We start from the raw sequence: 13706 nt of genomic DNA, 5'->3' as shown, positions 1-13706 counted from the left end.
TAGTCGCCTCGCTTGGCATTCAAGGTTTCGCCAGATTTTCCGTAATACAAGGGCAAAGGACCGCATCGCGGTCGATTCGCAATCCGTTTCCACTCCCGCGCTCGTGCGGCAGACCGAATTCGCACAGTGCCCAATGCAGTCAAGGGCGGACGGCCGAGGTCCAACAAAGCTGATCTGTCATGAAACCTGTCGTATCGTTTTGCCTTTCGCTGAGCGCCGCGTTCGGCGCTCTCTATGCCGCGGTATCGGCCGCTGCGCCGTCCGTGCCAGCTGGATCGATTGCATCGGCCGCACGTCCGGCGTCATCGGTTGCGCTCGGGCCGACGTCGGCGTCGGCGTCGAACGCCGCGATAGCCGGCCTCGCCGCTGCCAACGCGGCGAACGGAACGCATGCGGCTAACGCCGCGACTGCATCCGCCAACGCCAGTGCCGCTGACACGGCCAACGCCACCGCGAGCGCAGCCAGCTCCACCACCCACCTGTCATTTGCCGCACTAGGCGCCTATCAACCGCTGAACCTGCGCGGACTCGACGACGCACGCACCGTCAATGTCGGCGTGCGGCTCGATCGGCTGGTCACCGCGGCACGGCTGCGCCTGCGCTATACGTATTCGCCGGCGCTGGTCTTTCCGCTCTCGCATCTGAAGGTGTCGATCAACAACGAAGTGGTCGCGACCGTGCCGTTCGATCGCGAGCACGCCGGACAGATCGTCACGCAGGAAATCCCGCTCGATCCGCGCTTTCTTACCGACTACAACCAGCTCGACCTGCGCCTGATCGCGCATTACACGCTCGACCATTGCGAGGACCCGGAGAACTCGGCGCTGTGGGCCGACGTCAGTCCGACTAGCGAGCTGATTCTCGACAGCGCGCCGATCCGCCTGCCCAACGATCTCGCGCTCTTGCCCGCGCCGTTTTTCGACCGGCGCGACGTGAGCCGGCTGACGCTGCCGTTCGTGCTGCCGGCCTCCGCCGACAACGCGACGCTGCGCAGCGCTGGCGTACTCGCCTCGTGGTTCGGCGCGCAGGCCGATTACCGGCAGGCGCGCTTTCCGTCCTTGTCCGCGTTGCCGTCCGATGCGCACGCGGTGGTGGTCGCGCGCAGCGCGCAGTTGCCCGCCGGTCTGAAGCTGCCGACGGTCAACGGCCCGATGCTGCTCGTCGCCGACAATCCCGTCGCGCCGGGCAAGAAGCTGCTGATCGTGACGGGCCGCACCGCGCAGGAAGTCGACGAGGCCAGCGCCGCGCTCGTGCTCGGCAAGACGGCGATGGCGGGGCCCGCCGTGCGCATCGGCCAGATCGACATCGGCGCGCCGCGCAAACCGTACGATGCGCCGCGCTGGGTGCCGGTGGATCGCCCGGTCGCGTTCAAGGAACTGATCGACACGCCGAACCAGTTGCAGGTGCAGGGCAGCGCGCCGGACGCAATCCGGCTGAATCTGCGCGTGCCCGCCGATCTGTTCTCGTGGAACGGCGCGGGCGTGCCGTTGAACCTGAAATACCGCTACACCGCGCCGACGATGCAGAACAACTCGGCGCTCGCGGTGCAAATCAACGACCAGCTCGTCAAATCGTACCGGCTCGCGCCGGCCAGCGCCGACGACGCGCAAGGCCGTCTGCAACTGCCGGTGCTCTCGAACGGCGGCAACCGGTCGAGCAGCGCGCTCGACATTCCCGCCTTCCGCGTCGGCAGCTCGAACCAGTTGCAGTTGCGCTTCAATCTGGATTCGCAGAAGACCGGGCTGTGTCAGTCGGTGGCCTCGAATCCGGTGCAGGCCGCGGTCGACCCCGATTCGACGATCGACTTCTCGGGCTTCGTCCACTATGCGCAGATGCCGAACCTCGCGTATTTCGCGAACAGCGGCTTTCCGTTCACCCGCTATGCCGATCTCTCGCAGACAGCCGTGGTGATTCCCGAGCACCCGGCGCCGCAGGAAATCGAAAGCATGCTGACGATGCTCGGCCACATGGGGCAGTGGACCGGCTATCCGGCGCTACGCGTGCAGATCGCGCGGCCTCCCGAGCTGGCGCTCCTGACCGGCAAGGATCTGCTCGTGATCGGCGGCAGCGGCTCGGCGCCGCTGCTGGCGCGTTGGCGCGACGCGCTGCCGCTGAGCATCGGCGCGGCATCTAACGAGGGCGCTTCCGACGGTCCGATTACGCGCGCGTCGTTTTCGGTAAAGGAGCAGTGGCGCAACGGCGCGCATCTGCCCGACGGCAGCGCGCGTATCGATCGCGACGGCGCGCTTGCCGCGCTGATGGGTTTCGAACTGCCGGGCAGCAAGGGACGCAGCGTAGTCGTGCTGACGGCCACCGATCAGCAGCAGTTGTCGCACTTGCTCGACATGCTCGAGAAGCCCGACCGCGTCGCGCAGGTGCAGGGCGACGTTGCGTTGCTGCGCGGCGGCGAAGTGGACAGCATGCGCGTCGGCGACGCGTATCTGGTCGGCTATGTGCCGTGGTATGCGCAGCTGTGGAGCCGTGCGATCCAGCACCCGGTCCTGCTCGGCGTGCTCGGCGCGCTGGCCGGGCTGCTGCTCGCGATCGGCGCGTTCACCGCGTTGCAGGAACTGGCCGCGCGCCGCCGGGGAGTCTGATCGATGACGCCGGTGAGTGGCAAGGCGCCGTCGTGGGGGCGGGGTGACGCGCGGGGCGCTGCGGGTTGGCGGTTGGGCCCGAAGGTGGCCGGGGTTGTCGTGCGGGCGGTTGGCGTGGCGATGGCCTTGGCGGGTGCGTCGATGGCGATGGGAATGGGCGCGCAACAGGCGGTTGCGCAAGAGGTGACGCAACAAGGCGGCGGGGCGAATGCGGTTATTGCATCGAGTGCTAGCGCCGCTCACGCCGTTCTTGCGACTAGCGCAACCGACGCAACCGGTACAGCCAACCCGTCGAACGCGACTATCGCGGCGCCCGCAAACTGCGCACTCTCCCCCTGGCCGCGCTGGCAACAATTCAAGCGCGATTTCATGTCCGCCGACGGTCGCGTGATCGACGTCGGCTCAACCGATTCGCGCACCGTCTCCGAAGGCCAGTCGTACGCGCTTTTCTTTGCGCTGGTCGCGAACGATCGCGCGGCTTTCGACACGATCCTGCGATGGACCGAACAGCATCTCGCGCAAGGCGATCTGACCGCGCATCTGCCGGCCTGGCTGTGGGGCCGCGCGGACGATGGGCAGTGGAAGGTGCTCGACGCGAACGCATCGTCGGATGCGGATCTGTGGATCGCGTATGCGCTGCTCGAAGCCGGTCACGCGTGGCACGAACGCAGCTATACGGCGCGCGGCGCGGTGCTCGCGAAGCGCGTGCTCGACGAGGAGACCGCCAGCATGGCGGGGCTCGGCCTGACGCTGCTGCCCGGGCCGGTCGGTTTTCATCCGGCGGCTGACGTGTGGCGCGTCAATCCGAGCTATTCGCCGCCACAAGTGCTTCGCGGCATCGCCACGCGGCTGCCGGACGACGCGCGCTGGATGCGTCTTCTCGCGAGCAGCCGCCGTGTGTTGACCGATACCGCGCCGCGCGGCTTCGCACCGGACTGGGCGCTGTATCGCGCGAAGCAGGGTTTCGCGCCGGACCCGCAGAGCCAGGCCGAGAGCGCGTATAACGCGATCCGCGTGTACCTGTGGGCCGGCATGCTCGACCCGCGCGATCCGCTTGCTTCGACGCTGCTTGCGCACTTCGCGCCGTTCGCGGACTTCATCGCCGCGCATGGCGCGCCGCCGGAAAGAGTCGATACGACGACCGGCGCGGTCGGCGAGAACATGGGCAATGCCGGCTTCTCGGCGGCCGCCGCGCCATTTCTCGACGCGCGCGGCGAGCACGCGCTCGCCGATGCGCAGATCGCGCGCGCGGCGCAACTCGACCGTGAGACGCCCGCCGGTTATTACAGCAGCGTACTGAGCCTGTTCGCGCTGGGCTGGCGCGACGGCCGCTACCGGTTCGCCGCCGACGGCACTCTCGATCTACGATGGAGTTCGCCATGTCGCGCCTCGGCTCAGTGAAGCGCGCGGCGCGGCTGGCGGTGCTCGCGTCGATGGGCGTCGCGGGCAGCGCGTTGGCGCAAGCCGCGCAAGCGGCGATGGCGCGTGCCGTGGCAGCGCATGCGGCTTCCAACGCGGCTTCCGCCTCCGTGATCAATGCGAGGCCCGGCGCGTCGGCCCCGCAGTACGCCGCCACCCAACGCCTCTTCGCCACGGCCCGCATGTGGTCGACCAAACATCGCGACGACCTCGCGTCGCAGGCGATCCAGAAAGCGCTGCTGATCGCCCCTGACGATCCGTCGTTGCTCGCCGAGCAGGTGCGCATCCAGTTGCGTCTCGGCCAGGCGCAAGCCGCGCAGGCCACGCTCGCGCGGCTGCGGTCCGTCGCGCCGGGTACAGCCGCGACGCAGCAGATCGAAGACGAATTCCGCGTCGCCACCAACGGCCGCCAGGAACTCGCGACCGTGCGTCTGCTCGCGCGCAGCGGCCAGTCCGCCGAAGCGACGCGCCGCCTGCTCGCGCTGTTTCCGCACGGCGCGCCGTCGGGCTCGCTCGGCGCCGAGTACTACCAGATCATCGCCGGCACGCCCGAGGGCCGCGCGCAGGCCATCGGCGCGTTGCGTCAGCGGCTTGCCGCCGACCCGTCTGACGTCGATTCGGCGCTGGTGCTCGCGAATCTGCTGAACGCGCGTGGTGAGACGCGTGCCGAGGCCAACCGCATCGCGTGGAATCTGGCGACGCGGCCCGACTCGGATCGCTCGGCCTCGCTCGACGCGTGGCGTCACGTGCTGCAATCGGCAGGCGCGGACCCGGCGTATGTCGATGCGCTGCGCGCCTATCTGCAGCTCGTTCCGGACGACACCGAATTCAGGGAGCGGGTCGCCGCGATCGAAGCGCGACTCGACGCGCAGCGGCAACTCGAACGCAACCCCGATTACATCGCGCAGCAACGCGGTTTGCAGGCGCTCGCGCGCAACGATCTGACGAGCGCGCAAGCGCTGCTCGCGCGCGCCGCGCAGGCGCGCCCGGAGGATGCCGAGGCGGTCGGCGGCCTGGGTCTCGCACGCATGCGGGCCGGGCGGCGCGACGAAGCGCACGCGCTGTTTCTGCGTGCGGCCGCACTCGCGCCGGACAATCGCGCGAAGTGGGAGAGCCTCGCGCGCGCCGCGCAGTTCTGGGGCACGCTCGCACAGAGCCGCGACGCAGCGGCGGCAGGCCAGCCGCGCGACGCGGAGCGGTTCGCGCGCGCCGCGCTCGCAATGGAGCCCGGCAACCCGGACGCGAAGCTGATGCTGGCCGATGCGCTGCTCGCGCAGCACGACTGGAGCGCGGCCGAACCCCTGCTGCGCGAACTGCTGGCCGCGCGCGAGCCGAGCATCGCGGCGCTGCGCAGCACGCAGACGCTATTCGAGAATACCGGCCGCGCGGCCCGGGTCGAGCCTTTGCTCGACGCCTTGCAAAGCCGCTTCACCGCCGCCGACGATCGCCAGAGCCTCGCGCAACTGCGCGCCGATCTGCTCGCGAACCAGGCCGACAGCCTGCTGGCCGCGGGTCAGCGGGGGCCTGCGGCGCAGCGCTACGAAGCGTCCTTGCGGGCCGCGCCCGACGCGCCATGGACGCGCTTTGCGCTGGCGCGTCTGTATCGCGATCTGGGCTTGCCGCAACTCGGCCGCGTCGTGATGGACGACGGCCTCGCGATCTCCGCCTCGCCCGAAATGCGCTACGCGAGCGCGCTGTACCGCAACTCGCTCGACGACATCGGCGGCGCGCAAGCCGTGCTCGCGCCGATCGCCGAGCGGGAGCGCACCGACGGCATGCGCGCGCTCGCGCGCAGCCTCCAGGCGCAGCAGTGGCTCGTCAAGGCGCGCGCCGCATTTGCGCTCGACGATCGCGCAGGCGCAAGCCAGGCGCTCGACGAAGCCCGCACGCTGGCCGCCGACGACCCGAATCTGCTCGCGGCGGTCGGCGCGGTGTGGATCGAGCAGGGCGAAGCGCAGCGCGGTCTCGCGCTGCTGCGAAACTGGATGGACACCCACCCGCAGCAGACCGATGCCGACGTGCGCCTGCGCTATGGCGATCTGCTTGGCAGCGCCAGCGCGCAGATCGGCAACGCTGAACTCGACGCGTGGCTGACCCGCTTGCGCGACGATCCGCAAGTCAAGCTCAGCGCCGCGCAAAGCGCGCGTCTCGAAGACCAGGCGCTGCGTCTCGTGCTGCGCGAAACCGACGAGGCGCTCGATCGTCAGGATGACCAACGTGCGCGGCAGTTGCTCGCCCACGTGAGTCCGGCGGGCCGGCGCGACAAACGCTACGCACTCGAAGTCGCGGATCTCGAACGCCTGCAAGGGCACTACGCGGCCGCGCGCGCCGCCCTTAGGCCGGTACTGGCCGCCACGCCCAACGACCCGGATGCGCAACTGGCGCTCGCCCGCGTGCTGGAGCAGAGCGGCGAGCGGCGCAGCGCGCTCGACCTGGTGCGCAGCGTGCTCGACGACGCCGCGCCCGACGATGTCGACACGCGGCTCTCGGCGGCGCGCCGGCTCGCCGCGCTGCGTCAGCCGCAGGAAGCGCAGCGGGTCACCTCGGCGTTGCGCGTCGCGTATCCGGCTCGCCCGGACGTGACGGTGCAAAGCGGGCGCGTCGCGCAGGATCTCGGGCAATACGAGGAGGCCGCTTCGCTGTACCGTCTGTCGTTCGCGCAGGAGCGCGCGGCGGGCGTGAGCGCCGGTCCCGACGGCACCCCCGCGCAAGCGGCGCTCGCCGATCTCGAGCAGCGCCGCAATCCGGAGATCGAGACCGGCTGGCTGCCCGCGTATAAATCGGGCGATGCCGGCATCTCGCAGCTGCGCGCGTGGCAGGCGCCGGTGTACCTGCAGATTCCGTATCGCTACGACGGCCACTTTTTCGCTCACATCGACACCGTGCATCTCGATGCCGGCACGCTCGACCCGAGCGAAGGCAACGCGTTCACGCGCGATACGTTCGGCACCATCGGTGCGGCCGACAACCTCGCGGCCGCGCTCGGCATTCCGGCGCAGACCCGCGCCGCGCTGCTCGCGAGCTCGCCGTATCTGCATCAATCGGTGACCGGCGTGGCGCTCGGCGCGGGCTATACGTCCGACGCGTGGCGCTTCGACATCGGCACGACGCCGCTCGGGTTCCCGGTGCATTACCTCGTCGGCGGCGCGCGCTATGAATTCGACGCCGGACCGGCGAGCTTCTCCGTCAGCGGCTCGCGGCGGCCCGAAACAGGCAGCCAGCTTTCGTACGCCGGCATGCACGATCCGGTGACCGGCACCGTGTGGGGCGGCGTGCGCCGCGACGGCATCGATCTGCATTCGGCGGTCGATGTCGGCATGACGAGTCTCTTCGCCGATCTCGGCGTGGGCGTGCTGACCGGCCGCAACGTCGCGAGCAATCAGGAGGTGACGTTGCGCACGGGCTTCACGGTGCCGGTCTATCGGCGCGTCGACACGCTCGTGAGCACCGGTCTGATCGGCAACGTGTGGCACTACACGAACAACCTGCGCTTCTATTCGTTCGGCCAGGGCGGCTACTACAGTCCGCAGCGCTATGTGTCGCTCGGCGTGCCGATCGAATGGGCCGGGCGGCATGACGCGCTGAACTGGGATCTGACCGCGACGCTCGGTGTGTCCAACTCGTATGAGAAGAATTCGCCGTACTACCCGAACGGTTTGCCTGCCGGGCTCGGTGCGGCGCCCGGGCTCGGCACGCTGGTGAACACAGCGAGCTCGACGCGCGGCGTCGCGTTTTCATACGGGCTCGCAGGCATCGTGCAATACCGCTTCAACCCGCATCTGTTGGCGGGCGCGCAACTGAGCATCGATCGTTCGCACGACTACGCACCGAGTTCCGCGCTGGTCTATCTGCGCTATACGTTCGACGCGCGCAAGCAGGACAACAGTCTGTCGCCGCGCCCCGTGCGTCTTTACTCCAGCTATTGACCGGCGATGCAATCAGATCAGGGAATCCACGCGTGAGCACCGTTTCGAATCCACTCAAGCCCGCGCCCGGCGCCTTCTTGCGCCGCTGGCTGCGAGCCTTCGGCCACGCGGGCTCGCGAGCGGGCGCACGCAAGCTCGGACGGCTCGCACTCGACGCGTTGCCCGATGAATGGGCCTCGCTCGAAGGCGGGAAGCTCTACGTGCTCTATGCCGCGCCGCGCACCGCCGGCGCCGATGCGCTGATCTGGCAGAGCGCACGCGCGGCGCAAACGCGCGATGTCACGGTCGTGCTCGCGCGCGAGCGCGTCGACGTGGCGCAGCGTCTGCGCGAACTCGGCTTCAGCGCGAACGCACCGGCCTCGGGCTGGCCACGCAATCTGAGCGTGCTGGCGATGCCGCAGACCGTCGCCGAGGCGGCCGATGCAGCCGATGTGATCGATGCCACGCAAGCCACCGTGCCGCGCGCCGCACCCGTCGAACTCGCGAGGTTGTTCGGCGGTCTGCGCGCGCTCAAGCGCTTCGGATTGCGCTCGCGTTCGCTGTATTTCATCGAAGGCGCCGAGCGCTGGTTCAGCTGGGACGACGCGCGCGCGCTCGCACGCGAGGGCCGCATGCTGGCGAACTGGTGCGCGGCGCGCAACATCACGCTGGTGCTGCTGCTCGGTGCGCCGTCCGGCGAGGCAGAACTCGACGACAGCGCTTGGCTCGTTACGCGCACGTCCGCGGACAATCCGGCCGCGCATCATGACCGCAACGAATTTCATGCCGCGTGCGCCGGCGTCGCGCGCATGGAGCACACGCACGGCGAGTTGTTGTGGCACGTCGACTTCTGGCGCTCCGAGCGCACGCTCGTGACCGGCGAGGTCCGTGCGCTGCGGTTCGCCGAGAGTGGCCGCCTGGGCGTCGCGACCGATGTGCCAGGCGGCGTGATCGCACGCGGCGACGGGTTGCTGGCGCGCGACGAACAGCGGGTCGTGGTGAGCCGCGCGGTCGTGCGCGGCCATGAGGCGTGGGTGCCGCCGCACTGGGAGGTGCTGGCCGATCAGGCGGCGGTGCTGGCCGCCTGCGCCGAAGCCCAGGCGGCGACCGTGGTGCTCGACTACGCGGGCAGCGCGCAGCTCGACGCGCTGTGCGCGGCGGTCCATGCGCTGCGCCGGCAGGCGGGACGCGCGCTGAAGATCGTGATTGTCGAACGCGGCGAGGTGCTGCGTCACCAATACGAGCTGCTGGTGCTGACGCTCGGCGCCAACCTCGTGCTGGGCCGCGATCTGCCGTTTTCGCGCATGCAGTCGCTGCTGCAATCGTTGCAAGGGCAGCTTCATGCGCGGCCCGTCGCCGCCGACTATCGCGCCGCGCTCAGCGCTGCGTTGAGCGACGCCGTGCTCGGCTATTTGCCCGCCGGCGCGTTCTGCGAGCGCGTGCGCACCGTGCTCGAACGCAGTGCCGTGCTGCAGTTGCCGCATGTGCTCGTCAAGTTGACGCTGCTGCCGCAGTGCGCGCATGCCGACGCGTTGAGGCATTGCGTGCCGCGTCGCGAGGGCGACGTGTTTACCGCCGACGCGTCGCATCTGTACGTGTTCCTGTTCGCGTGCCGGCTGGCCGATGCGGATGCCGCGCTGGCGCGCATCTTCGATGTGCCGGTCGAGCGGCTTGCGGATGCGCTCGTGCATCTGGCGGAGCAGAGCATCGGCGATGAACTGGCTGCGCTGGAAGCGGCGAACCGGCGCGCGCGGATTGCCGACTACAGCGATCTGTTTGCGGCGCCGGTGCGTGCCAGTGGTGCGGAGGGACTGAGGCAGAGCTTGCGGGTCGAACGCAGGCCGCTGGGAGTGGGTGCGCTGGCAGCAGTGAAGCAACTCGCGACGGTGGAAGAGGCGCTGGAGCGGGCACGCAGTGAGGCGCAGGACGGTGCCGCTGCGTTTGCTGAGAACGGCGCCGCGGATTCCGCGAACACCGCGAACACCGCGAACACCGAGGTCGCGCAGACCACCGCAGCGACGAAACGCCACGCAGCGCACCCAGGCGCGTCGCCACAGAAAAGCCAGGCCTCGCCCCGCGCGACGCCGCCGCGCCGCCACGCCGAACCTTACGCGATGCCGCTGCGAAACAAGGAGCACGAGTGATGGAATTTCTACTGACCTGTTTCGCCGCGGGTGTGGTCATCGCGGTACCGGTATGGATCGTCTGGCAGCGCGGCGGCGCGCGTCGCGGGCTCGCGGCGATGCGCGGCTTCGATCCGCGCGACGCGGTGCGCTGCGACATCGAACCGGTCGCGCTGCGTGCCCGGCTGCTGCCCGACGCGCAGCGCGTCGACGAGGCCGCACGATGAAAACGATCGCCGTCGTTTCCACCGCCGGCGGCACGGGCCGCACGACGCTGAGCGCCGCGCTCGCGGTATTGCTCGCGCGGCGCGGCCGTCAGGTGGTCGCGCTCGACTTCGATCCGCAGAACATGCTCGGCGCGCATCTCGGGATCGACGGCTTCGCGCCCGCCGGGCTCGCGCAAGCGCTGCTCGACGAGACCTGCGCCTGGCATGCGCATACGTGGCGCAATGCCGAGGGCGTGCTGTTCGTGCCGTACGGCGAGGTCTCGCTCGCGCATGGCGCGCGCTGCGATGCACGGCTTGCCGCCGAGCCGCGGTGGCTCGCGAGCGCGCTCGCGCAACTCCATCTGCCGCGCGATGGCGTCGTGCTGATCGACACCGCCCGCCATCCCTCGCAGCAGGCCGCGCAGGCCCTGCGTTGCGCCGACCTGGTGCTCTGCGTGACGCCGCCCGAACCGGCCGCCTGCGCGACGCTCGTCGCGCGGCTCGATGACTTGCGGCGCGACGGCGCGAATCTGAGGATCATCGTGAACCGCCTGAATCCGGCGCGCGACATGCAGCGCGACGTGCTCGCGATGCTCGCGGCGGCGCTCGGCGATGGCCTGCCGCTCGCGCAGCGCGTGCATCTGGATATGGCGATGCCGGAGTCGTTCGCGCGCGGTACGTGGTTGTTCGACGATGCGCCGCATTCGCAGGCATCGCACGATCTGCATGGGCTTGCCAACTGGCTCGACGCGTGGGTCGGTGGGACATCGGCGACCGGCGCGCGCCGCGAAGGTGACGCGGCATGAACAGGCCGATCAACGGGGGCGCGGGTGAGCGTGGCGAGGAGCCCGGCAAGGCGCGCCAAGCCGCCCCCGCCGTCACTGACGCCCCTGGCGCCACCCCCGGCACTCCACGCCAGCGCACGCTCGACCGGCTTGCCCGCAACCTGGGCGTCCCTGTCGATCGCACGCCGCTCGACTGGTTCGTACGCCTGTTCTTCCAGCCGCCTTCACCGGGCAAGCCCGACTACCCGCATCGCTGGATCAGAGCCGCCGTGCTGCATCTCGCGCTGCAATGGGGCGTGCTCGAACCGCATCGCCTGCGCGCCTGGCTGTGGCGCGCCTTCATCCGCGCGCCGCGCCTGTCCGGGCGAAGCGCCGCCGCGCAGGCGCGCGCCGTGCTCGCGTGGATCGACCGCTGGCTGGTGCCGGTGCTATTGCGCTGGCGCCGCCTGCACCGCCGTATCGAAGGGATGCTGCCGCGCCTGCCGTGGCAGCGCTGGGGCGCGCAGCTCGAAAGCGGCACGCAGCGCATCGGCCACATTCGCTGGTTGCTGCCGCTCATCGTGCTGGCGGGCGCAGTCCTGTGGACGATGATCGGTACCTCGCCGTTGTCGTCGGATGGTCAGTTCGAATTCTTCGCAGTGCTGGTGGTCGTCGCGTTGATCTTGCGCCGCTTCCCTGGGCGCATGCCGGTGCTGATCCTCACGACGCTCGCGTTGCTTGCGATGGCGCGCTATGTCTGGTGGCGCGTCACGCAGACGCTGTCGTTCCAGACGCCGGCCGAGGCGATTCTCGGCTATCTGCTGTTCGGCGCCGAAGCGTATACATGGGTCATTCTGCTGCTCGGCTTCGTGCAGACCGCATGGCCGCTGAACCGCGCGGTCGCCGAACTGCCCGCCGACACTGCGAACTGGCCGAGCGTCGACATTTATATTCCGACCTATAACGAGCCGCTGTCGGTGGTGCGGCCTACCGTGTTCGCCGCCCAGGGCATCGACTGGCCGGCGCACAGGCTGCGCGTCTATCTGCTCGACGACGGCCATCGTGAAGAATTCAGACAGTTCGCGCACGACAGCGGCATCGGCTACCTGACTCGCGACGACAACCGGCACGCGAAAGCCGGCAACATCAACCGCGCCCTGGAAAAGACCCACGGCGAGTACATCGCAATCTTCGATTGCGATCACGTGCCGACGCGCTCGTTTCTGCAAACCACGATGGGCACGTTTCTGCGCGACGCCCGCTGCGCGATGGTGCAGACGCCCCATCACTTCTTCTCGCCCGATCCGTTCGAGCGCAACCTCGGCACGTTCCGCCGCGTGCCGAACGAAGGCAACCTGTTTTACGGGCTCGTGCAATCCGGCAACGATCTGTGGAACGCGTCATTCTTCTGCGGTTCGTGCGCGGTGATCAAGCGCACGGCGCTCGAAGAAGTGGGCGGCGTCGCGGTGGAGACGGTCACGGAAGATGCGCATACCGCGCTCAAACTGCATCGGCGCGGCTATACGACCGCTTATCTGCCGACCGTACAGGCCGCCGGTCTCGCCACCGAAAGCCTCGCGAGCCACATCAAGCAACGCACGCGCTGGGCACGCGGCATGGCGCAGATTTTCCGTATCGACAATCCGTTTCTCGGCCGCGGCCTGAGCTTTTTCCAGCGGCTCTGTTACGGCAACGCGATGCTGCATTTTTTCTACGGCATCCCGCGGCTGATTTTCCTGACCATGCCAATGGCGTACCTGTTCTTCCAGATGTATTTCATCAACGCGTCGGCGACCACCATCGCCGGGTTCGTGCTGCCGTACATCGTGCTCGCCAACATCGCGAACTCGCGGATGCAGGGCAAATTCCGCCACTCGTTCTGGGCCGAAGTGTACGAATCGGTGCTCGCCTGGTATATCGCGCTGCCGACCACCATCGCCTTCTTCAGTCCGAAGCACGGCCAGTTCAACGTGACCGACAAGGGCGGACGCATCGACGAAGGTTATTTCGACTGGGCCGTGTCGAAGCCGTATCTGGTGTTGCTCGGACTGAACGCGTGCGCGCTGCTGGCGGGCGCGTACCGGTTGATGTTCGGCCAGAGCGGCGAGACCGCGACGATTCTCATGAATGTGTTCTGGACGCTCTACAACCTCGTGATGCTCGGCGCGGCGGCAAGCGTCGCGCGTGAGGCGAAGCAGGTGCGCGTGACCCACCGTATCGCGATGCGCGCCGCGGCCACGCTGCTGCTCGCGGACGGCACGACGCTCGCGTGCACCACCAGCGATTATTCGACCGGCGGACTCGGTCTCGAAGTCGATCCGGCGTTGAAGCTCGCGCCCGGCGACAGCCTCGGCGTATGCCTGAGCCGAGGCGACCGGCAGTTTCATTTTCCCGTTTATGTGAGCCGCTTCGTCGGCAGGCATCTGGGCGTGCGCTTCGACGGCCTGACGCTCGAGCAGGAACGGCAGATGGTGCAATGCACGTTCGGCCGCGCCGACGCATGGCTCGACTGGGGCGAGCAAACCGTTGAGGACACCCCGCTGCGCGGCCTGAAGGACGTGCTGACGATGGGCATCGAAGGTTATTCGAGGCTGCTGACCGGTGTGCTGCGCGTATGCCAGTCGCTGCTCGCGCTGGACCGCACACGCTATTAATGCCGCGGCGTGCGCGCCCGGCCCATGTGAGAACTCTG

General features: G+C 68.9%; 7 protein-coding genes. All 7 read left to right on the top strand.

What is annotated here, in order from left to right; translation table 11 throughout:
• The first annotated feature begins 179 nt into the window (after positions 1–179).
• From bcsB to bcsA, 7 genes are read left to right on the top strand one after another with little or no spacing between them, the layout of a single operon-like run.
• A complete protein-coding gene (bcsB, locus tag HV770_RS02620) occupies positions 180–2597 on the top strand; it encodes a cellulose biosynthesis cyclic di-GMP-binding regulatory protein BcsB (protein ID WP_175157938.1) in 2418 nt (805 codons plus the stop codon).
• Positions 2598–2600: 3 nt separating this feature from the next.
• On the top strand, positions 2601–3998 hold the full coding sequence (gene bcsZ / locus HV770_RS02615) for a cellulose synthase complex periplasmic endoglucanase BcsZ (protein ID WP_175157937.1): 1398 nt from the start codon (positions 2601–2603) through the stop codon (positions 3996–3998).
• A gap of 32 nt (positions 3999–4030) precedes the next feature.
• Positions 4031–7942, top strand: a complete 3912-nt coding sequence (locus tag HV770_RS02610; protein ID WP_175158036.1) for a cellulose synthase subunit BcsC-related outer membrane protein — start codon at positions 4031–4033, stop codon at positions 7940–7942.
• A 32-nt stretch (positions 7943–7974) separates the two neighbouring features.
• Positions 7975–10065: a cellulose biosynthesis protein BcsE gene (gene bcsE, locus HV770_RS02605; RefSeq protein ID WP_246290686.1), complete on the top strand. Its 2091-nt coding sequence runs from the start codon at positions 7975–7977 to the stop codon at positions 10063–10065.
• Positions 10065–10271, top strand: a complete 207-nt coding sequence (locus HV770_RS02600; protein ID WP_425497359.1) for a hypothetical protein — start codon at positions 10065–10067, stop codon at positions 10269–10271. Before bcsE ends, HV770_RS02600 begins: the two co-directional genes overlap by 1 nt.
• Positions 10268–11056, top strand: a complete 789-nt coding sequence (gene bcsQ, locus HV770_RS02595; protein WP_175157935.1) for a cellulose biosynthesis protein BcsQ — start codon at positions 10268–10270, stop codon at positions 11054–11056. The genes HV770_RS02600 and bcsQ overlap by 4 nt, the downstream gene beginning before the upstream one ends.
• On the top strand, positions 11053–13668 hold the full coding sequence (bcsA, locus tag HV770_RS02590) for a UDP-forming cellulose synthase catalytic subunit (protein ID WP_175157934.1): 2616 nt from the start codon (positions 11053–11055) through the stop codon (positions 13666–13668). Before bcsQ ends, bcsA begins: the two co-directional genes overlap by 4 nt.
• The last annotated feature ends 38 nt before the right edge of the window (positions 13669–13706 follow it).

This window comes from Paraburkholderia fynbosensis (assembly GCF_902859935.1).
In the GTDB taxonomy this organism is placed as follows: domain Bacteria; phylum Pseudomonadota; class Gammaproteobacteria; order Burkholderiales; family Burkholderiaceae; genus Paraburkholderia; species Paraburkholderia fynbosensis.
The sequence above is the reverse complement of the archived record's forward strand: the minus strand, read 5'-3'. Positions and strand labels throughout refer to the sequence as shown.